General features: G+C 67.5%; 15 protein-coding genes. 7 read left to right on the top strand and 8 right to left on the bottom strand.

Translation table 11 applies throughout. The features are described 5' to 3' along the window. Positions 1–2,414, top strand: a 2,414-nt coding sequence (locus ACFQ4H_RS21330; protein WP_377572945.1) for a transglycosylase domain-containing protein, incomplete at its 5' end; no start/stop codon positions are given. Positions 2,415–2,538: 124 nt separating this feature from the next. Beyond that, entirely contained in the window at positions 2,539–4,032 is a 1,494-nt protein-coding gene (locus ACFQ4H_RS21335) for a glycosyltransferase family 87 protein (RefSeq protein WP_377572947.1), read from the top strand. Here the strand turns inward: ACFQ4H_RS21335 and ACFQ4H_RS21340 are convergent. Beyond that, a complete protein-coding gene (locus tag ACFQ4H_RS21340) occupies positions 4,020–6,185 on the bottom strand; it encodes a hypothetical protein (RefSeq protein ID WP_377572949.1) in 2,166 nt (721 codons plus the stop codon). The two genes, ACFQ4H_RS21335 and ACFQ4H_RS21340, sit on opposite strands and share 13 nt — an antisense overlap. Before the next feature lie 12 nt (positions 6,186–6,197). Then, positions 6,198–6,974: a deoxyribonuclease IV gene (locus ACFQ4H_RS21345; RefSeq protein ID WP_377572951.1), complete on the bottom strand. Its 777-nt coding sequence runs from the start codon at positions 6,972–6,974 to the stop codon at positions 6,198–6,200. A 788-nt stretch (positions 6,975–7,762) separates the two neighbouring features. On the opposite strand from ACFQ4H_RS21345, the gene rpsF reads away from it, so the two are divergent. From rpsF to ACFQ4H_RS21370, 5 genes are all read left to right on the top strand, one after another. Continuing rightward, entirely contained in the window at positions 7,763–8,053 is a 291-nt protein-coding gene (gene rpsF / locus ACFQ4H_RS21350; protein WP_208810571.1) for a 30S ribosomal protein S6, read from the top strand. 114 nt (positions 8,054–8,167) lie between these two features. Further along, the gene (locus ACFQ4H_RS21355; RefSeq protein ID WP_377572953.1) at positions 8,168–8,680 is read left to right on the top strand and encodes a single-stranded DNA-binding protein; all 513 of its coding nucleotides are present in this window, start codon (positions 8,168–8,170) and stop codon (positions 8,678–8,680) included. Between the two features lie 41 nt (positions 8,681–8,721). Continuing rightward, positions 8,722–8,961, top strand: a complete 240-nt coding sequence (gene rpsR, locus ACFQ4H_RS21360) for a 30S ribosomal protein S18 (protein WP_091551811.1) — start codon at positions 8,722–8,724, stop codon at positions 8,959–8,961. Between the two features lie 14 nt (positions 8,962–8,975). After that, positions 8,976–9,425, top strand: a complete 450-nt coding sequence (gene rplI / locus ACFQ4H_RS21365; protein ID WP_377572954.1) for a 50S ribosomal protein L9 — start codon at positions 8,976–8,978, stop codon at positions 9,423–9,425. Between the two features lie 585 nt (positions 9,426–10,010). Continuing rightward, positions 10,011–12,698, top strand: coding sequence for a replicative DNA helicase (locus ACFQ4H_RS21370; protein WP_377572956.1), 2,688 nt, complete (start codon positions 10,011–10,013; stop codon positions 12,696–12,698). Positions 12,699–12,878: 180 nt separating this feature from the next. Here ACFQ4H_RS21370 and ACFQ4H_RS21375 read toward each other — a convergent pair whose 3' ends face one another. The 6 genes from ACFQ4H_RS21375 to ACFQ4H_RS21400 all read right to left on the bottom strand — a co-directional run bounded on the left by ACFQ4H_RS21375 (position 12,879) and on the right by ACFQ4H_RS21400 (position 18,758). Next, a complete protein-coding gene (locus ACFQ4H_RS21375; RefSeq protein WP_377572957.1) occupies positions 12,879–13,265 on the bottom strand; it encodes a TFIIB-type zinc ribbon-containing protein in 387 nt (128 codons plus the stop codon). Between the two features lie 22 nt (positions 13,266–13,287). Beyond that, positions 13,288–13,923 (bottom strand): phosphoribosyltransferase, encoded by a 636-nt coding sequence (locus ACFQ4H_RS21380; RefSeq protein ID WP_377572959.1) that lies wholly within the window; start codon positions 13,921–13,923, stop codon positions 13,288–13,290. 136 nt (positions 13,924–14,059) lie between these two features. Further along, a complete protein-coding gene (gene crcB / locus ACFQ4H_RS21385) occupies positions 14,060–14,428 on the bottom strand; it encodes a fluoride efflux transporter CrcB (RefSeq protein WP_377572960.1) in 369 nt (122 codons plus the stop codon). A 22-nt stretch (positions 14,429–14,450) separates the two neighbouring features. Further along, a complete protein-coding gene (crcB, locus tag ACFQ4H_RS21390) occupies positions 14,451–14,888 on the bottom strand; it encodes a fluoride efflux transporter CrcB (protein ID WP_377572962.1) in 438 nt (145 codons plus the stop codon). 16 nt (positions 14,889–14,904) lie between these two features. Next, positions 14,905–16,269, bottom strand: coding sequence for a glycosyltransferase 87 family protein (locus ACFQ4H_RS21395; protein WP_377572964.1), 1,365 nt, complete (start codon positions 16,267–16,269; stop codon positions 14,905–14,907). Beyond that, a complete protein-coding gene (locus ACFQ4H_RS21400) occupies positions 16,266–18,758 on the bottom strand; it encodes a putative bifunctional diguanylate cyclase/phosphodiesterase (RefSeq protein WP_377573091.1) in 2,493 nt (830 codons plus the stop codon). Before ACFQ4H_RS21400 ends, ACFQ4H_RS21395 begins: the two co-directional genes overlap by 4 nt. Positions 18,759–19,270: the final 512 nt, after the last annotated feature.

Consider the following 19,270-nt stretch of genomic DNA (forward strand, 5'->3'; position numbering starts at 1 on the left):
CGGTCGGTGGCTCCGCCCGGGTCGGTCGGGCCTCGGTCCGGCCGGTCTCCCCTGGCGGTCCCGGCTCCGACGAGCCAGGCACCCCGGGGGGCCGGTCGGGGCGTCGGTCCCGGGCGGCCGGCAGCGGTGATCCGGACGCGCTGCGGAAGGCCAAACGCCGCAAGCGGGTCAACCTACTGATCGCCTCGTTCGCGGTCTTCATCATGCTGGCCGGTCTCGGCGTGGTCGGGTTCACCTACTACTCCACCAATGTGGTCCTGCCCGAAAAGATCTCGATGCCGCTGGCGACCACGGTGTATGCCAGGGACGGCAAGAAGGAGCTTGCCAGGCTGGGCGAGCAGAACCGCGCCTTCGTGACCCAGAACCAGATCCCGCAGCACGTGCAGTATGCGGTCGCCGCAGCCGAGGACCGCAACTTCTACAAGCACTCGGGTGTCGACTACGTCGGTATCGCCCGGGCCGCGTGGAACAACTTCACCGGTGGCACCAAGCAGGGTGCCTCCACCATCACCCAGCAGTACGCCCGTAACGCGTACGAGAACCTCAAGGACGACTCCTACGCCCGGAAGGTCAAGGAGGCGATCTTCGCCTCCAAGCTGAACGAGCAGTACGACAAGCCCGAGATCATGCAGCACTACCTCAACGTCATCTACTTCGGGCGTGGGGCGTACGGCATCGAGGCGGCGGCGCAGACGTACTTCGGCGTGTCGACGGAGAAGCTGACCGTCGCACAGGCGGCGGTGCTGGCCGGCGTGATCAAGCAGCCGATGCCGGACGCGGCGACCGGGCACAAGGGGTTCGACCCCGCCCAGAACCCGGAGGGCGCGAAGGACCGCTGGAACTACGTCCTCAACGGCATGGTCGAGGAGGGTTGGCTGTCCCCCGACCAGCGGCCGGCCGAGTTCCCGAAGGTCCTGCCGCCCAAGGACGGCAACGGCATGGGCGCCGGGGTGAAGACCCCGCGGGGCAACGTGGTCAACTACATCCGCGAGGAGATGGCCGCGATGGGGATCTGCACCAATGCGGCCGAGCCCACCGACGGGAAGCCGACCTGCTCCGCCGCCCTGAAGGAGGACGGGTACAAGATCAAGACCACCATCGACCCGAAGATGCAGGATGCGGTCGAGAACGCGGCGATGCGGGCCAAGAAGGGTTCGGTGCTGGCGGACCAGCCCGCAAACCTGATGGCTGCGGTGGTGGCGATCGACCCCAAGAACGGGCAGGTGCTGGCCTACTACGGCGGCGACAGCGGGGCGGACATCGACTACGCCGGAAAGAACACCCTCGCCAACGGGGTGCTCAGTGGCGGCCACCCGCCAGGGTCATCGTTCAAGATCTACACTTTGGCCGCCGGTCTACAAGAGGGCAAGCACCTGTTGTCGCACTGGAAGTCGACGAACTACAAGGTTCCCAACAGCAAGATCGTGGTGCAGAACGCTGGCCGGAGTCCAGACTGTAAGGACTGGTGCACACTGGAGGAGTCCACGGTCCAGTCCTACAACGTGCCCTTCTACCACCTGACCGCCGAGATCGGTCCGGACAAGGTGGTCGACATGGCCAAGGCGGCCGGCATCACCACCATGTGGACCACCTCCGACAACCCGCCGAGGCCGGTCAACCTGTTGAAGGAGTCCGGCAAGAAGGTCGCACCGGATCCGTTCTTCAACGTGGTGGCCTACGGGCAGTATCCGGTGACGGTGCTCGAACACGCCAACGGTGTTGCCACCCTCGCCAACCGGGGCACCTACAACAAGGCCCACTTCGTCATCTCGATCGAGAAGCAGGACAAAGACACCGGCAAGTGGGTGAAGATCAACGGTGAGAAGCTCGACCCGAAGCGCCGTATCGACACCAAGGTGGTCGACGACGTCACCGCCACGCTGGCCAAGATTCCGGGCAAGAACGGACTGAGCCTGGACGGTGGCCGGCCAGCCGCCGGCAAGACCGGCACCTGGGAATACGACTCGAAGGACAATGCCGACGCCTGGATGGTCGGCTACACACCGCAGCTGGCCACCGCCGTCTGGGTGGGCAGCAAGGACCCGAAGAAGCCCCAGATCCTCGACAAGAACGGCAAGGATGTCGGTGGTGCCACCCTACCCGGTGAGATCTGGCAGAAGTTCATGAACAACGCCCTGAAGGGGCAGGAGATCAAGCGATTCCACGACGCGGCGAACATCGGTGACCCGACCTCGGGCAACGGTTCCTCTCCCGCGCCGCCGACGGCCCCGCCGGTGAACCCTCTCTGCCCGTTCCCCAGCGACTTGAACCCGGCCTGCAACACGCCGGGTGGGCCGAACACTCCGGGTGGGCCGAACGGTCCGGGTGGGCCGAACCGGCCGAACGACCCTGAACAAAACGGTGGTACCGGCGGTGGCTTGTTACCGTCGACGACGCCGAGACCACGAAATTGATCGCATGACAGCCGCCGGGGGCGGTCGGGGCAACCCGACCGCCCCCGGCGTTTTTGGTACACCCCGCCGACACGGTCCCACCGGGCCGGACGAAACCCCGCCGAGTACGGCAGGATGCCTGTTCATGAGCACGCAGTCGACGGCCAGCATCGATGAGCCTGAGAAGGTCGACCATCCGTCCCGGTCGGACCGGTTCGTACGCGGAGTGTCCGAGCTCATCGGCGGGCCACTCGGCCAGCACGCAGTCGGCATCGACCGTCCAGCCGACCGTGAGGGCCGGTTCTGGACCGCGGCCCGGATCGTGCTGGCCCTGGTCTGCCTGACCCTCGCCCTGCACTGGATCCAGAAGTCGCCCTGCCAGGACGGTGCCTGGCAGAACAACGTGCAGTACACCCGGTTCTGCTACACCGACGTGCTGGCGCTCTACTACGCCGAGGGGCTCAACGAGGGCAAGGTGCCCTACCGCGACCACCCCGTCGAATACCCGGTGGTGACCGGCTACTTCATGGGCGCGCTCGGGCTGCCCGTACACAGCCTCGGCGAGACCCGGCCGGAGCTGAACCAGGGAATGTGGTTCTACAACCTCAACGCCCTGGTGCTCAGTGTGCTGGCGGTCGCCACCGTAGCGGTGATCCTCTCGCTACGCCGTCGACGACCATGGGACGCCGCGATGTTCGCCCTCTCGCCGGCTCTGCTGCTCACCGCCACCGTCAACTGGGACCTGCTGGCCATCGGGCTCGGTGCCTTCGGGCTCTATGCCTGGGCGAAACGCTGGCCCGTCGCGGCGGGCGTCCTGCTCGGCCTGGCCGGTGCAGCGAAGATGTGGCCACTGTTCATCCTCGGGCCGATCCTCGTCCTTGCCATCCGGGCCAGCCGGGTCCGGCAGGCGTTGACGGCGATCGGCTCGGCCGTCGTCACGGTGGTCCTGGTCAACCTGCCCGTCGCGGTGCCGTACCGGGAGAACTGGGACCGCTTCTTCGAACTCAACACCGAGCGGCCGATCGACTGGGGCACGCTGTGGTACATCGGGCGCTACCTGGACGGCAAGTGGCAGTCCGGCGCACCCGGCGACCAGGGGGTGTTCCAGTGGCTGAGCGGCAACATCCCGACGCTCAACTACCTGTCGTACGCCCTCTTCGGGCTGGCCTGCCTCGCGATCGGCGCGTTTGCGCTGCTGGCACCGCGCCGGCCCCGGTTGGCGCAACTCGCCTTCCTCGTCGTCGCCGCGTTCCTGATCCTCAGCAAGGTCTGGTCCCAGCAGTTCGTACTCTGGTTACTGCCGCTGGCGGTGCTGGCCCGGCCGAGGTGGGGGGCGTTCCTGGCCTGGCAGTTCGCGGAGGTCTGCTACTTCGTCGCCTTCTACGGCGAGTTGCTCGGGGCGGCCGGCAAACAGGTGTTCCCCGAGGGCGTGTTCGTGCTGGCGGCGAGCCTCCGGCTGATCACCGTGGCCGTGCTCTGCGGTCTGATCGTGCGGGACATTCTCCGGCCGGAGCACGACGCGGTCCGGGCCACCTATCCCGACGACCCGGACGGCGGGATCATCGACGGTGCCCCGGACGCGCCGTGGCTGCTGCGCCTGCGTAATGGGAGGGAACCCACACCGGCCTACAGCCGGTAGACCACGGTCTCCCCGATGTTCTCGCGCTGGATGCCGAGGTGGTCGACCGGCTGATCGATGGTCGACTGCCACGGCGTGTCCGTCACGTGCTGGCGGAGCAGCACGACGGTCCGTACGCCCAGGGTCCGCAGGTACTCGATGCTGGCCGGGTCGGGGAAGCTGATGGTGCTCTTCCGTATCTCGTCCAACTTCTCGGGCGTGAACCCGCTGCCGCCGTTCACCACTTTCTGGAACCGGCTGGTCGACCAGAGCATCACGTTCTGGTCGATGTCCTGTGTGCTGGGCAGCACCAGGATCGGACCCCCGACGGTGCGCATGGCCGCCGGCTGGGTCGGCACGATCGGGTGCGGTGTGACGTTGAGCCCCTCGACGAGCACCAGTACCAGCGGCAGGAGGGTGACCAGTCGCAGCCACGGGCCGGGCCACGGGGGCACCCGTTCCGCAGCCACCGCCCGGGCGCGGGCGGCCAGGGCAGTTACCGCACCGGCGGCGAGGATGCCGAGGAGCAGGGTGGTCCACAACATCAGCCGGCCGGGGGTACGGACGCCGTTCCAGCCGGGCAGGTACTCGAAGAGCGGGTTGAAGGTGTAGGTACCGCCGAAGAACCGGGGGCCCATCGCGAGGATCCCGGTTGCCAGCACTCCGGCCAGCAGGAACAGCCGCTGGCGTACGGTCCAGATCGAGAAGAACAGGCCGCCGAGGGCGAGCGCGTACAGTGCGAAGCCGGGCAGGAGGGTCATCTCAGGGGGCCAGCTCAACCCGGCACGGGCCTGCTCGTGCAGTTCACCCCAGATGCGGGACTCCGCCGGTGCGGTGAGGAACCCGGTGGGTGGCGGTGCGTACGCCCTGGCCTGGTCGAGGGTCCGCTCCGCGCCGGGGTGCAGGTCGGCGACCTTGAAGTAGGGGATCGCCAGCAACGCGCCGGTCGCGGCGAAGATCGCACCACCGGCCAGGTCGGAGAGGAACAGCTTCCAGCCGAACGGCCGCCACGCGCCCCGGCCCCAGGTCCGCCGGATGTACCAGGCAACCGGGGCGATGAGCACGATCAGTGCCAGGACGTACGCGAATGTCACGCCGATGCCGAAGCCGAGAGTGATCTGCCACGCGGCGACCAGCCACCCGGCGAACGCCCAGCCGGCGTGCCGGCGTTCCGGCCGGTAGCCGTGCCGCAGCGAATAACCGTGCCCCCGGGCCAGCATGGCCAGCGCCAACGGGATCCCGCCGTTGGAGATGATGTGCAGGTGCCCGGCCTGGGCCAACAGCCAGGGTGCGTACGTGTAGGCCACCCCGGCGACCGCCGCACCGATCCGGCCGGCTCCGAGCTGGCGCACCAGCGCGTACGCCCCGAAGGTGGCCAGGGCGTGGGCCAGTACGAAGAGGATGTTGTAACGCAGGACCGCCGCGACCGGACCGTCACCGATCATCCCGGCCGGCGCATAGCCGAGCAGGGTGTCGGAGAACGCGAAACTCCACTGCTCCGGATAGAACGTGTTGGAGTGCCAGAGTTGTGCCGGGTCGGTCAGCAGGATGTGGCCGGACCAGGCCAGCTGCCAGGCCTGCAGGGTGGGGTCCAGTGCGTCCTGCGGGATGGTGTGCAACGGGTACCGCAGGGTCGGCCAGGTCATCAGTACGGCCAGCACCAGGCTGGCCAGGCTGGCCAGGGTCCACTCGTGGACGAGTCCCCGACCGATCCTCCAGAAGAACCGGCGGATCCGGCCAACTACCGGCTCGGGGGCGGGGCCGAAGGCGGCCCACTTGTCCGTCGGTTGATCGGCGGAGGTGCTGTCGGTCGGGCTGACCTCGGTCCTGTCGCCCTTTCCGTTCCCGGTCTCTCCCGTGTCCTTCGTGTTCTTCCCGTCCTTCGCGTTCTCCCCGCTTTTCCCTTTCGCGTCGTCCTTCGCCCTGCCCTCGTCCGTCGCCCCACCGTCGTCGCTGGCGGATTTCCCGTCCTTGGCGGATTTCCCGGTCGTGTTGCTGTCCTCGGCATGGTCGGCCCGAGCGGCACCGGCTGCCGGGGCGCCGCCGTCGGGGGTTGGTGAGCCGGCCCGGCCCTCCGGATCGGACGGCTCGGTCGGGCCCGACGAGCCCGGGCGGGCGGGCTCTGCGGTAGCCGGGACGGGTGGCTCGGTGGCGTTCGACTGGTCCGTGGTCATGGCGTCCGTTTCCTATCCGCCCACGTGGTCACGCAGGTATGCGATGTCCGCGCTCTGCCCATCGGCCCCTCCTGGCGTTTCGACGACGACCGGGGCGTCCGCTGCCCGGACCACTGCGACCAACAGGTCGGGATCGATCATCCCGTGTTCGAAGTTGTCGTGTCGATCCCGACCCGAGCCGAAACCGTCCTTGGAGTTGTTGGCGTGGATCAGGTCGATTCGGCCGGTGATCGCCTTTACCCGATCGACGATGTTGAGCAGCTCCTCGCCACCCGCATGCGCGTGACAGGTGTCGAGACAGAAGCCCACCTCGTATTCGCCGATCGCATCCCACAGCCTGGCGAGTGCGTCGAATCGGCGGGCACAGGCGTAGTCCCCGCCGGCCGTGTTCTCGATCAGCACCGGGGTGGCGAACCCGCCATGCTCTGCCGCGTAGGCGAAGGTCTTGCGCCAGTTGTCGAAGCCGACCGCGACGTCGTCGCCCTTGCTCACATGCCCGCCGTGGACGATCAAACCCTTGGCACCCACCGTCGCGGCTGCGGTGGCGTGGCTGAGCAGCAGCTTCCGGCTCGGGATCCGGATGCGGTTGTTCAGCGTCGCCACGTTGATGACGTACGGGGCATGGATGAATATGTCGACGTCGGCGGCCCGCAACTGTTCGGCGTCCGCGCGTGGTTCGGGAGCCTTCCAGCCCTGCGGATCGGCGAGGAAGAACTGGACGGCCTCGGCCTTACGGATGGCGGCAGCGTCCAGTGGGTCGGTCGGGTCGACATGGGCTCCGATACGCATGGTGGCGAGCCTACGTCGCGATACCGACGTAGCGGGGAGGGGCGGGTCGTCGATGTCGTCGATGTCTGGTCCGTGCGATGGCTGCGTCACCGGGCAGGTGACTGGTCGTTAGCCCGGGTGAAGGGCGAGGTCGGTACGTCGGTCGATTCCGTTGATCCGCCGACTGCCTTGCCGTCCCGCAGACCTGGAGGCCACGTGCGACCGTTGCCCAGCCGACGCCCCAGCGCCGCAGTCTCGGGTGCTGTGCGGTCGGCGGTGGCGGGCCGAGCTGTGCGGCTCCGGTCCGGAGGACCTGTTGGTACGGGACCAGCTGCCTCAGGCAGCGTCCCGTGGGCACCCTCCGCCGTGCGGCCCGGCGCGGCGGAGGGCGTTGCCCGCTCCCGACGAGATGATCGGTCAATCGGGACATCTCCGATTTTCGGAATTCAGCGTACATGCCGGACTCTTCTGGCTTAAGCTGACAACAGCATAGGCTCCGCGGGGCGCCTATCGTCCAACCTCATCGGTGTGGTCGTTCCTCCCCAGGTCCCACCCAAAGAATGCGGACCGGCGTCCCGCGGCTCATCACAGAAGGTCCCTTTCCATCGCTTTCGGCGAAGGAAGGGACCTTCTACTGCTGCCGTTCGCCGGGCGTGGGTACCGATATCGCAGTAGGTCGTCGCTGCGGGTATCCTGGCCAGGTTGTCCGGGTCACCGCGGGATCCGCCCACGGCATATCCGGGCCAACGACGCACGACCTCCTGCCACGGAAGGACCGTGGCCGCTAGCCCATAGGAGGTGAGCACGTCTTGCGTCATTACGAGATCATGGTCATCCTCGATCCCAGCCTCGAGGAGCGCACCGTCGCCCCGTCGCTCGACACGTACCTCAACGTGATCCGGACCGCGGGTGGCTCGGTGGAGAAGCTCGACGTGTGGGGCCGCCGGCGCCTCTCGTTCGAGATCAACAAGAAGGCCGAGGGCATCTACGCCGTCATCGACCTCCAGGCGACGCCTGCGGCGGTGGCTGAGCTGGACCGTCAGCTGCGACTCAACGAGTCGGTGCTGCGCACCAAGGTCATCCGGCCGGAGACGCGCTGACCGCGTTTCCCGGTACGCCCCGGTTCCCGGCACGCCCGGATCAGCCTCATCCACTCTGTCGTACTGCTCTGGCAGCCTGACGGCAGACAGTGATGAGGGCGCGAGGAGTTGGTCATGGCAGGAGAAACCACCATCACGGTCATCGGCAACCTGACCGATGACCCCGAGTTGCGATTCACCCCGTCCGGCGCGGCGGTCGCCAAGTTCCGGGTCGCTTCGACGCCCCGGAGCTTCGACAAGGCATCCGGCGAGTGGAAGGACGGCGAACCGCTGTTCCTTTCCTGCACCGTCTGGCGTCAGGTGGCCGAGCACGTCGCCGAGTCACTGCAGCGTGGTGCCCGGGTGATCGTCTCGGGTCGACTGCGTCAGCGGTCCTACGAGACCCGCGAGGGTGAGAAGCGTACCGTCATCGAGCTCGAGGTCGACGAGATCGGCCCGTCGCTGCGGTACGCCACGGCGAAGGTGCAGAAGATGTCGCGTTCCGGCGGCGGCTTCGGTGCCTCCGGTGGTGGTGGCGGCCAGGGTGGCGGAGGCAACTTCGACGACCCCTGGGCCACGGCAGCGCCAGCCTCCTCGGGTTCCGGTTCGGGCGGCGGGAACTTCGTCGACGACGAGCCCCCGTTCTGATGGCGCCGAGCGCCCGAGATCGCAAACCAGGAGCAAGAGCAATGGCAAAGGCTGCGGCACTGCGCAAGCCGAAGAAGAAGGTGAACCCGCTCGACAAGGACGGGATCACCTACATCGACTACAAGGACACCGCGCTGCTGCGCAAGTTCATCTCCGACCGCGGCAAGATCCGCGCTCGGCGGGTGACCGGGGTTACCTCGCAGCAGCAGCGGCAGATCGCTCGTGCGGTCAAGAACGCCCGTGAGATGGCGCTCCTGCCGTACACCACCACGGCCCGCTGAGAGGAGGCACCGACATGAAGATCATCCTGACTCAGGAGGTGTCCGGCCTCGGTGCCCCGGGCGACATCGTCGAGGTGAAGGACGGCTACGGCCGTAACTTCCTGCTGCCGCAGGGCTTCGCGATCGCCTGGACCAAGGGTGCGGAGAAGCAGGTCACGGTCATCAAGCGGGCCCGTTCGGCTCGGGAGATCCGCGACCTCGGACACGCCAACGAGGTCAAGGGCCAGCTCGAAGGGCTCAAGGTCAGCCTGCGGGCCCGGTCCGGTGAGGGCGGCCGGCTGTTCGGCTCGGTCACCCCGGCCGAGGTCGTCGACGCGGTCAAGACCGCTGGCGGCCCGGTCCTCGACCGGCGTCGGCTGGAGATGCCCGGCCACATCAAGTCGGTCGGCTCGTACGCCGTGCGCGTCAAGCTGCACCCGGAGGTCACCGCCAAGTTCGACCTGAACGTGGTGGCGGCCAAGTAGCTGTCATACGAAGAACGGGGTGCCACACCATCGGGTGTGGCACCCCGTTCTCGTCTCTGCGTACGGTCTCCGGGCGGCAGCGATGACCCGGGAGGTGAACGGCTCACCGGCGGCAACAGCTCGTTGGCAGCGGCGACTCGTGGGCTGAACGGTGACACCTCGGGGAGACAGCCCTCTGGACAGCCATCCCTGGCGATATCACAATCAGCCGTACAGGCAGATTCGTCGATGATGATCGGGTGCTGTTCGACGACGGTCTGCTCGCCGCCTGGATTTTTCTTGTCCACAGGCTGGGGAAGGAATAGTTGCAGGTCAGGAAGGTACTGGCCAGTATTCCCAGTCGTTGTCCACAGGCTGTGCACAGGTCCGCACACACCATCCAGGCCGCTGTCCACAAGTTGTCCCAAGACCCGTCCACCGCCCTGGTTGAGCTTCTGACCTGCTCTTTCGTATGGTTACCCCTCGACCCTTGCTCGGACGAAGCGACAACCCCCGGTCGAGCCGTCCGACCTAGGCCGAAGCGAACAACGTCGTACTCCAGGTGGTATCACCGGGAGATAGCCGAGGCTGCGGAGGGGGGAGCCGGTGTCGGTCAGCGACGACGTGCGGGCAGACCTACGGCCCGGCACGCCATCATCGGGCGTTCCGGCTCAGCGGGAGAACCAGTACGACAAGACGCCGCCGCAGGACATCGCTGCGGAACAGTGCGTCCTCGGCGGCATGCTCCTCTCGAAGGATGCCATCGCCGACGTGGTGGAGATCCTCAAGACGAACGACTTCTACCGTCCGGTGCACGCGACGATCTTCGACGCCATCCTCGATCTGTACGGTCGGGGCGAGCCTGCCGACGCAATCACCGTTGCCGCCGCGCTGGCCGACTCCGGCGATTTGGCCCGGATCGGTGGTGCCCCCTACCTGCACACGCTCATCGCCAGCGTGCCGACCGCGGCCAATGCCTCGTACTACGCCCGGATCGTGGGCGAGCGGGCGGTGCTGCGCCGTCTGGTGGAGGCGGGCACCCGGATCGTGCAGCTCGGCTACGGCTCGGCAGCCGGTGGCGGCCGGGATGTGGACGACGTCGTGGACCTGGCCCAGCAGGCCGTCTACGAGGTCACCGAGCGGCGGGTGAGCGAGGACTTCGCGGTACTCGCCGACATGCTTCAGCCGACCCTGGACGAGATCGAGGCCGTCGGTGCCCAGGGCGGGGTGATGACCGGTGTGCCGACCGGATTCAGCGACCTGGACCGGTTGCTCAACGGGCTACATGCGGGCCAGCTGATCATTGTGGCCGGACGACCCGGTTTAGGTAAATCGACCGCTTCTATGGACTTTGCCCGAAACGCGGCGATTCGTGCGAACCAGGCCAGCGCGATCTTCTCCCTTGAAATGAGCAAGGTCGAGATCGTCATGCGGCTGCTTTCCGCCGAGGCCCGGGTGCCACTGCATGTCCTGCGTAGTGGCCAGCTCTCCGACGACGACTGGACCAAGCTGGCCCGATGCATGGGCGAGATCAGTGAGGCACCGCTCTTCGTCGACGACACGCCGAACATGAACCTGATGGAGATCCGGGCCAAGGCGCGGCGACTCAAGCAGCGGCACGACCTGAAGATGATCGTCGTCGACTATCTCCAGCTGATGAGTTCGCCGAAGCGTACGGAGAGTCGCCAGCAGGAGGTCGCCGAACTGTCCCGTGGACTGAAGCTGCTGGCCAAGGAGGTCGAGTGCCCGGTCATCGCGGTGAGCCAGCTCAACCGTGGGCCGGAGCAGCGTACCGACAAGCGACCGCAGTTGTCCGACCTGCGGGAAAGCGGCTGCCTGACCGCAGCGACCCGGGTAATCCGTGCGGACGACAACTCGGAAGTGACCATGGGCGAACTGCTCGCCAGCGGAGCGCGAGACATTCCCGTCTGGGCGCTTGACGAGAAGCTGCGCTACACGCCGCGCACCATGACCCACGTGTTTCCGAGCGGAACCCGCGAGGTCTTCCGAATGACGTTGACCTCCGGTAAGCAGATCGATGCAACTTCCAACCACCCGTTCCTGACCTTCGACGGATGGCGGGCGCTTGGCGACCTCGCCCCTGGTTCGCGGATCGCCGCCCCCCGGCACATCCCACCACCGTTGAGTCCGAAGCGTTGGGCCGAAGCGGAAGTCGTACTACTGGCCCACCTGCTCGGCGATGGTTCGTTCGTGCGACATCAGCCAATTCGCTACGCCAGCCAGGACGAGCACAACCTGCAGGCTGTGGCCGACGCAGCGAAGTACTTCGGAATCACTGCTGTGCGCGACGAGTACGCGGCGGCACGCGTAACCACCCTGCGGCTACCTGCCCCCTACCGGCTGGCTAGGGGACGACGTAATCCTATTGCCGCCTGGCTGGACAGTTTTGGCCTGTTCGGGTTGCGTTCTCACGAGAAGTTCGTTCCGAAGGGAGTCTTCGCACTACCGAAGGAGCAGGTCACCTTGTTCCTTCGCCATCTGTGGGCGACGGATGGCTCCGTGACCATCAACAAGTCCGGCCGTAGTGGCCGAGTCTACTTCAGCTCTACGAGCCGGCGGATGCTCGAGGATATCTCGCGCCTGTTGCTCAGGTACGGAATTACGGCACGCCTGAGATTGGTTCAGGTGGCGAACCGGCGGCCCCAGTACACCCTCGACATCTCCGGTCGCGACGACCAACTGCGCTTCCTGCGTGAGATCGGGGTGCACGGCCTACGCTCGGTGAACTGCGCGACACTGCTTGCGGTGCTCGGTGAGCGGGAGACTAACCCCAATGTCGACACGGTGCCGAAGGAGGTATGGAACAAGGTTCGGCAATTGCTACTCGAACGGGACATGTCGCATCGGGAGTTTGCCGCCGCAGTCGGTACGCAGTTCTGCGGCAGCACGATGTGGAAGCACTCGCCCAGCCGGTCGCGTCTATCCGCGATTGCTGGTGTGCTCGACTCCGCAGACCTGGAGTTGCATGCCACGAACGACGTCTTCTGGGATGAAATCGTCTCGATCGAGTCACTGGGCGAGATGGATGTCTACGACGCCACCGTGCTCGGTTCCCATAACTTCATCGCCAACGGGATCGCTACCCATAACTCGATCGAGCAGGATGCAGATGTGGTGATCCTGCTGCACCGGGACGACTACTACGACAAGGAGTCGCCCCGGGCCGGTGAGGCGGACTTCATCGTCGCCAAGCACCGGAACGGTCCCACCGACACGGTGACGGTTGCCGCCCAGCTTCACCTGTCCCGCTTCGTCGACATGGCGATCGTCTGATACTGACATCGCGGCGTCGTTCGATGACGACATCGCAGCGTCGCTCGACGCCGACAACACACAGCGTCGTCTGAGCTGACAGCACAGGGTGTTACAGGATCCGCGTGATCAGGGTGTCCGTCGCGACTCGCCGACGACACGCGCGAGTTGGTCCCCGATCACGCGGATCACGAAGGGGGATCAGTCGAACAGTTCGCCGAGGAAGCCCTTGTGGCGCTTGTGCCGGTAGTGCCCGTGGTAGCCGTGGTGCGGTGCGCCGTAGGCGGGGGCCGGCGGGTAGCCGTGCGAAACCGGCGGCGGGGGCGGCGGGACGTGACCCGGTGCGGCGTACCCCGGCTGGTGGGGGGCCGGGGGCGGCGGCGGAGGCGGCGGGTACCCACCAGCCGGCTGGGGCACGCCGGGCGCGCCACCCTGCTGGCGGTTCCACTGGGCCTCGGCCTCGAAGAGCTTCTCAAGCTCGCCACGGTCGAGGAAGATTCCGCGGCACTCGCCGCACTGGTCGATGGTCACACCGCTGCGCTCGTACTGGCGCATCGCGCCATGGCACTTCGGACAAGTCAGATGCATCTCTCGAAGGTACCGGCTCAAGTTAGGCCTTTGCTGTCAGCATGGCTCCAACTTCCTCATCGGATACCTCGTGGAAGTCCTCATAGTAGGCGCCCACCGCCGCGAAATCCGGCGGTTTCTGCAGGCAGATGACCTCATCCGCGGCTGCGGCCAGCGCCTCGTAGGCGTCTATCGAGCCGACCGGCACCGTGACCACGACCCGTTTCGCCCCCATGTGGCGGGCGACCGCCACGGCGGCGCGCGCGGTCGCACCCGTAGCCAGCCCGTCGTCGACGATGACCGCGGTACGGCCATTGAGATCGAGCGGTGGGCGGTCGGCCCGGTAGAGACGTTCCCGGCGTTGAAGTTCGGCGGTCTCCCGCCGGACCACCTCGGCGACCTGGTCCGGATCGAGTTGTCCCGCCGGACCGTCGGTGAGGACCTGCACCCCACCGGGTCCGATCGCGCCGAAGGCCACCTCGGGGGCCCAGGGTACGCCGAGTTTACGGACGACCAGGATGTCCAGCGGGACCCTGAGCCGGTCGGCCACGACGGCGGCCACCTCGACACCGCCCCGGACCAGCCCGAGGACGATGACATCCGACTGACCCATGAGTGCGGTGAGCCGTTCCGCCAGCGCCGCACCGGCATCCGCACGGTCCCGGTAGATCGTGGTCATTCCTAAGGTGTACGCCTCGACGCCCCGTCCCGCCGGCAGACCGCGCATAAAACCTCAGGGAGTACGGCGACAGCCGGCCGAGCGGACAGCCCGACCAGCGGGTCAGCGTGGCCGAGCGGACAGCCCGACCACCGGGTCAGCGTGGCTGGGTGATCAGCCAGCCCAGCGCGGCGGCGCCCAGCCCGAGGGTGAGCGTCACGGCGACGTAGAGCAGCGCCCGTGGCCTTCCACCCGGCCCGCTGTCGGCCAGTCGTACGGTCTCGTGGCTGAACGTCGAGTAGGTGGTCAGCGCACCGCAGAAACCCGTACCGACGAGTTGGCCGAGCCAACCCGGCAACGTGCTGCCCGCCCCCGCCAGCAGGCCCAGCAGCAGCGAACCGGCCACGTTGACGAGGAGCGTGCCCCAGGGCAGCGCCCCGTTGGTCCGTGCGGTCACCGCCCGGTCGACGAGGAACCGGCAGGCCGCGCCGACCGCCCCGCCGGCCATCACCAGAAGCAGGGTCATCGGGTCACCGCCCACGGGGAGGTCATGGTCGGGGTGCCTTCGGTGAGTACCGGGGGCCGCCCGGTGCCAGCCTGGTGGCCAGCCAGGCACCGAGCCGGACGGCGGCCAGGGCACCGGCCAGTGTGCCCAGGACGTACCCCGCTGCCAGACCGGGGCGACCGGCAGCCAACAGCTCGCGGGTCTCCACGGCGTACGTGGAGAAGGTGGTGAACCCACCGAGGACTCCGGTGCCCAGGAACGGGCGGGCCAACCGGTGCGCTGTCCGCCGGCTGCCGATGACCTGCATGAGCGCGCCGAGCAGAGCACAGCCGAGCAGGTTGGTCACCAGCGTCGCCCAGGGGAAGCCCGCGGGTGTGGTCGGCCATGCCGTCGCCAGCCCGTACCTGGCCGCGGCACCGAGCGCCCCGCCGACCGCCACTGCGGTCAGCACACCGCGCTCTGGGCGGCCGTTCGGGTTCATGGCGTCGAGGAGAGGTTCATGGCGTCGAGGGGACCAGTGGGTCGACGCGGTCGGGGGTCTCGACCGGCGACGGCTGTGCGCGGCGCAGTGCCGGGGCCAGGGCCAGGAGGGCGACCGGGTAGAGCAGGTAACCGAACCGGGTGGAGGGCATCAGCAGGATCGCGGTCAGTAGTCCGTACCCGCAGACGACAGCGGCTGCGGCGGCGGTGCGTGGTGGGCGGCGGGCGAGCCAGACGGCGATCGTCAGCCCGGCCGCGACCAGCAGTACGGCGGCGACGATCCGGCCGCCGGGCACGGTGTTGGCGATCAGGTAGCCGGGGAACGGTGACTGTGCGGGACTGGTCACGAGACCGTGGCCGAGCGGGAAGCGCAGCACGTTCTCGACCAGCGCGGCGGAGTCGACCAGTTGCGCGGGGACCAGCGCGAGGACCGGCAGGCCGACGGTTCCGGCTGCCAGCCGCAGGAACGTCCGACGTCCCCGGGTCGCGGCGAGGACCAGCAGTACCAATCCGATCGGCCAGGCGAAGAGCTTGAGCGCGGCAGCGAGGCCGACCGCCACGCCGGCGGCTCCCTCCCGTCGGGCCGCGCACAGTGCCAGTGCCAGCAGGCACAGGGCGAGTACGGGTATGTCGTCACCGCCGGTGGCGAGGGTGAGGGCACAGACCGGCAGTACGGTGGCCAGCTGTACCGCCCGGACGATCGCCGCGTCCCGGGTGACGGCCTCAGCGGTGCCACGGGTGACCGCCGCAGCGGGTGTGCTGTCCGACCGACGCAGTACCAGCACGGCGATGATCAGGGCGATGGAGGTCGCCAGGGCGAACCAGATCCGGGCGTCACTCCACCAGGTGTTGCCGACGATGGCCCGGGGTAGTCCGAAGAGCGCCATCCCCGGCTGGTACGGCGTGTAGCCGAGCAGTCGTTCATCCACCGGGAGTGCGGCGATCGCGTCCCGGTCGAGGAATGGGGTGCCGTGGTCGAGTAGCCGGGCACCGGACTGTTCGATGACGACGACTTCCTCCTGTGCCCGGTCGGTACGGCCGGCCGCGCGCTGGATGCTCTGCCATACCAGTGGCAGGAGGGCGGTGGTCGACCAGGTCACGACGGTGAGCACGGCTCGTGCCGGAACACCGGCCAGGGGCGAGTGGAGACTGCGTCGGCGGACGACGAGTTGTCCGACTACCGCCAGCGTGGCGATCAGGTAACCGACTGTGGCGACCGAACCCCAGGCCCGGTGCGGCAGCAAAGTGGAGGTTACGGCGGTGATCGCGGCGAAGACGGCGGAGAGGGAGTAGAGGACGAGGTCCGCAGCGAGCCCACCGGCCGCCCGGTTCAGTGGCAACCAGTAACGACGGAGACCGGATGGTGGGTCGGCTGGTTTCACGCAGGCAAGTGTGGCAGACGATCTGCCCGACCCCGTCCATTCGGGCGTCGGCCCGGCGAGAAACGGATCACTGCTCCCTCGTCGTGCAGCGGTGGCGCGAGGCTGCCGGGCCGCCCGCCGGAGCCACGGTGCAGGGCGGCGAGTAGCCGGGGTGCCGGCATCGGCCGGGCGAAGAGGTGGCCCTGCCCGGCCGAGCAGCCGAGATCCCACAGTGCGCGGCGCTGGGGCTCGCTCTCCACGCCCTCGGCGACGACCACGAGGTCGAGGCTGCGACCGAGATCCACAGTGGACCTGATTACGGCGGCGGCCTCGGTCGAGGTCTCCATTGCCATGACGAAGGCGCGATCGATCTTCAGTTCGTGCACCGGGATCCGGGACAGCGCGGACAGCGACGAGTATCCGGTGCCGAAGTCGTCCAGGGCGAGTCGTATCCCGGCCTGGCGGAACTGACCGAGCACCTGGTCGACGACCTCCAGTTGGCTGATGGCGAGGGTTTCGGTCAGTTCGAGGATGAGCCGGTCCGGGGGGAGGTCGTGCGCGTTCAGCCGGGCCAGGACCGAATCCGGGAAACGGGCGTCGAGCAGGCTGCGCGGGGATACGTTCACCGCTACCGGCAGGTCGAATCCGGCTTCACGCCAACTGTTGGCCGCCTCCAGCGACTGGTCGAGGACGGCCTCGGCGAAGGCCGGCAGCAGGCCGGACCGCTCCACCGTCTCCAGGAACCGGAACGGGTCGATAGTGCCGTGTGCGGGGTGCTGCCAGCGGGCCAGTGCCTCGGCGGCCACCACCTCACCGGTGTTGAGGTCGACGATGGGCTGGAAGTTGACGGAGAACTCGTGATCGGCCACGGCACGCGGCAGATCGCCGCCGAGGGCCAGTCGGCCGACGTCGGCGGTGTCCCGTGCCGGGGTGTAGGTGGCGATCCGCTGTCCGGCGCGTTTGGCCTGGTACATCGCCACATCGGCCCGGCGGAGGAGTTCCGTCATGCCGCCGCTGCCCGGGGCGACCGCGATGCCGCTGCTGGCTTCGACGCTGATCCGCATGCCGTCGAGGTCGATCGGGACGTGTAGTGCGGCCAGCACCGCCTCGGCCCGGTGCGCGGCCATCGCCGGAGCCGGCAGGCCACGGAACAGGACCGCGAACTCGTCGCCGCCCAACCTGGCCACCAGGTCCTCCTCCTGTACGGCGGCGCGAAGGCGGTCGGCCACCTGGATCAGGACCCGGTCACCGGCGGCGTGACCGAGGGTGTCGTTGACCTCCTTGAAGTGGTTCAGGTCGATCAGGAGAAGAGCGGTCACCCCGTCCGCGTGGTGCTGGCTCAGCTGTCTTGTGCCCAGGTCGAGCAGGTGTCGCCGGTTGGCGAGGCCGGTTAGTGCGTCGTGGGCGGCGGCGTGGGCGTTGGCATCGGCCACCCGGACCAGTTCGGCGTACGCCGAGGCGTTGCGGATCGCGGTGCAGAGGGCGGAGGCGAACGTCTGGAGGGTGTACTGCTCACGTTCCGACAGCTTCACCGGACCCCGGAAGTGCAGTCGCAGGGTGCCGACGTCGGGTCCGCCGTCGTGGCCGTCGAGGCGTACGGGGATGAAGTTTCCGGACAGGTCCGGGGCTTCGTCCGGCGGGCCGTCGAAGGTGATTCCGGTCGCCTTGCCACGGATCGTCCGGTGGACGCTTCCGTCGTGGAGTTCGACCTCGACCGCGTCGGCTGAGAACAGTTCGGTGGCGCTGCTGATCGCCGTGGACAGGACGGCTTCCAGGTTCACGTCGTTGAGGGCGTCGGTCGCGGTGGCCAGCCGCTGCCAGGCCGCTTGTTCGGATCGACTGCGTACGCGGCTGGAGTAGGCGAGATGGAGGCTCAACACCAGGGGAGGCACCACGAGCAGGAGGCTGGTGTCCACCCGCAGGATCAGCATGGTGCAGAGGATGACGAGGAAGCGGGCGACCGCACTCGCGATCCGCAGGTCCCAGTGTTCGGTGAAGAGTCCCCGGAGTCTGACGTGTGTGGCCAGCGCAAGGACGGGCAGGGTGAGTAGTTCGTCGAGTACCACCGTCGCGAGGTAGGCGACAGCCAGGGGGACGATCAGGCGCTGTGCCGTGCCGGCGATCGGACACTGCCATTCGAAGAGCGCGAGTACGAGCCCGGCGGTGCCGGCCAGCAGCATGTCCTTGGCGATGCCGAAGGCCAGTTTCATCGGAGCGAGCCGGAGGAGCACGCGGGCGATTCCGACGCCGAGGCCGGTACAGAGGATCACCCACGGGGTCGGGGCGACCGCGAGCCCGATGAGGAATGCGACCTCGGTCCACGAGGTGGCGCGGGTGCTGGCGCGGATTCGGATACGGACATTCACCGTGGCGCCGACCGCGACCAGAAAAGTTAGTTTCGCGGCCGTGGAGAGATCATCAAATGTCAAATCCGGGCCGGTAACGATGGCGCCAATGCTGATCGCCGCCGCTGCTGCCGCAGAAACGACGACGAGACCGACAAGCAGCATCAGCCGCCGATCGGTCCCAATGTCGCGTTGCTTCGTGCCAGCCACACCTGTCCTTTTGGTCGCCACTCATCCATACCTGCCTGGCGGCGTGACGTGCTTCGTTAGCCTACGGCTCTTTGCAGATGTCTGGCAGCTCTACTCAGAGCCAGTCGGTGGTACGCATAATGTCATCCCTTCTTCGTTTCGGGGGCCGGGGCTAAATCGCTTGGCCATCGTTGCGATGTAGGGAACCCTAGGCGACAGGGCAAAAAATTTGTACTGTTAAATGTCGCTATACGCGAATTCCGATAATCCTGCGATATCTTGCTACGTTGTGTCCGCATATGGAAGCTGAGCGCGTTGGTTCGCGTCCGATCAGCGTGAAATATCCGCATTCCTGGTCCGTCGCTGGTTGCGCCGGTGTGCATACAGCGTCGAGCTCTGGAACGGGTTATGTACAGCGCCGCGCTCGACCGCTGGTCAGAGGCGTGTGCCGGATCATCGTGTGCCCGACAGGCGGTGCATACCCCCGG

Source organism: Micromonospora sonneratiae, assembly GCF_042679305.1.
GTDB classification, from domain to species: domain Bacteria; phylum Actinomycetota; class Actinomycetes; order Mycobacteriales; family Micromonosporaceae; genus Micromonospora_H; species Micromonospora_H sonneratiae.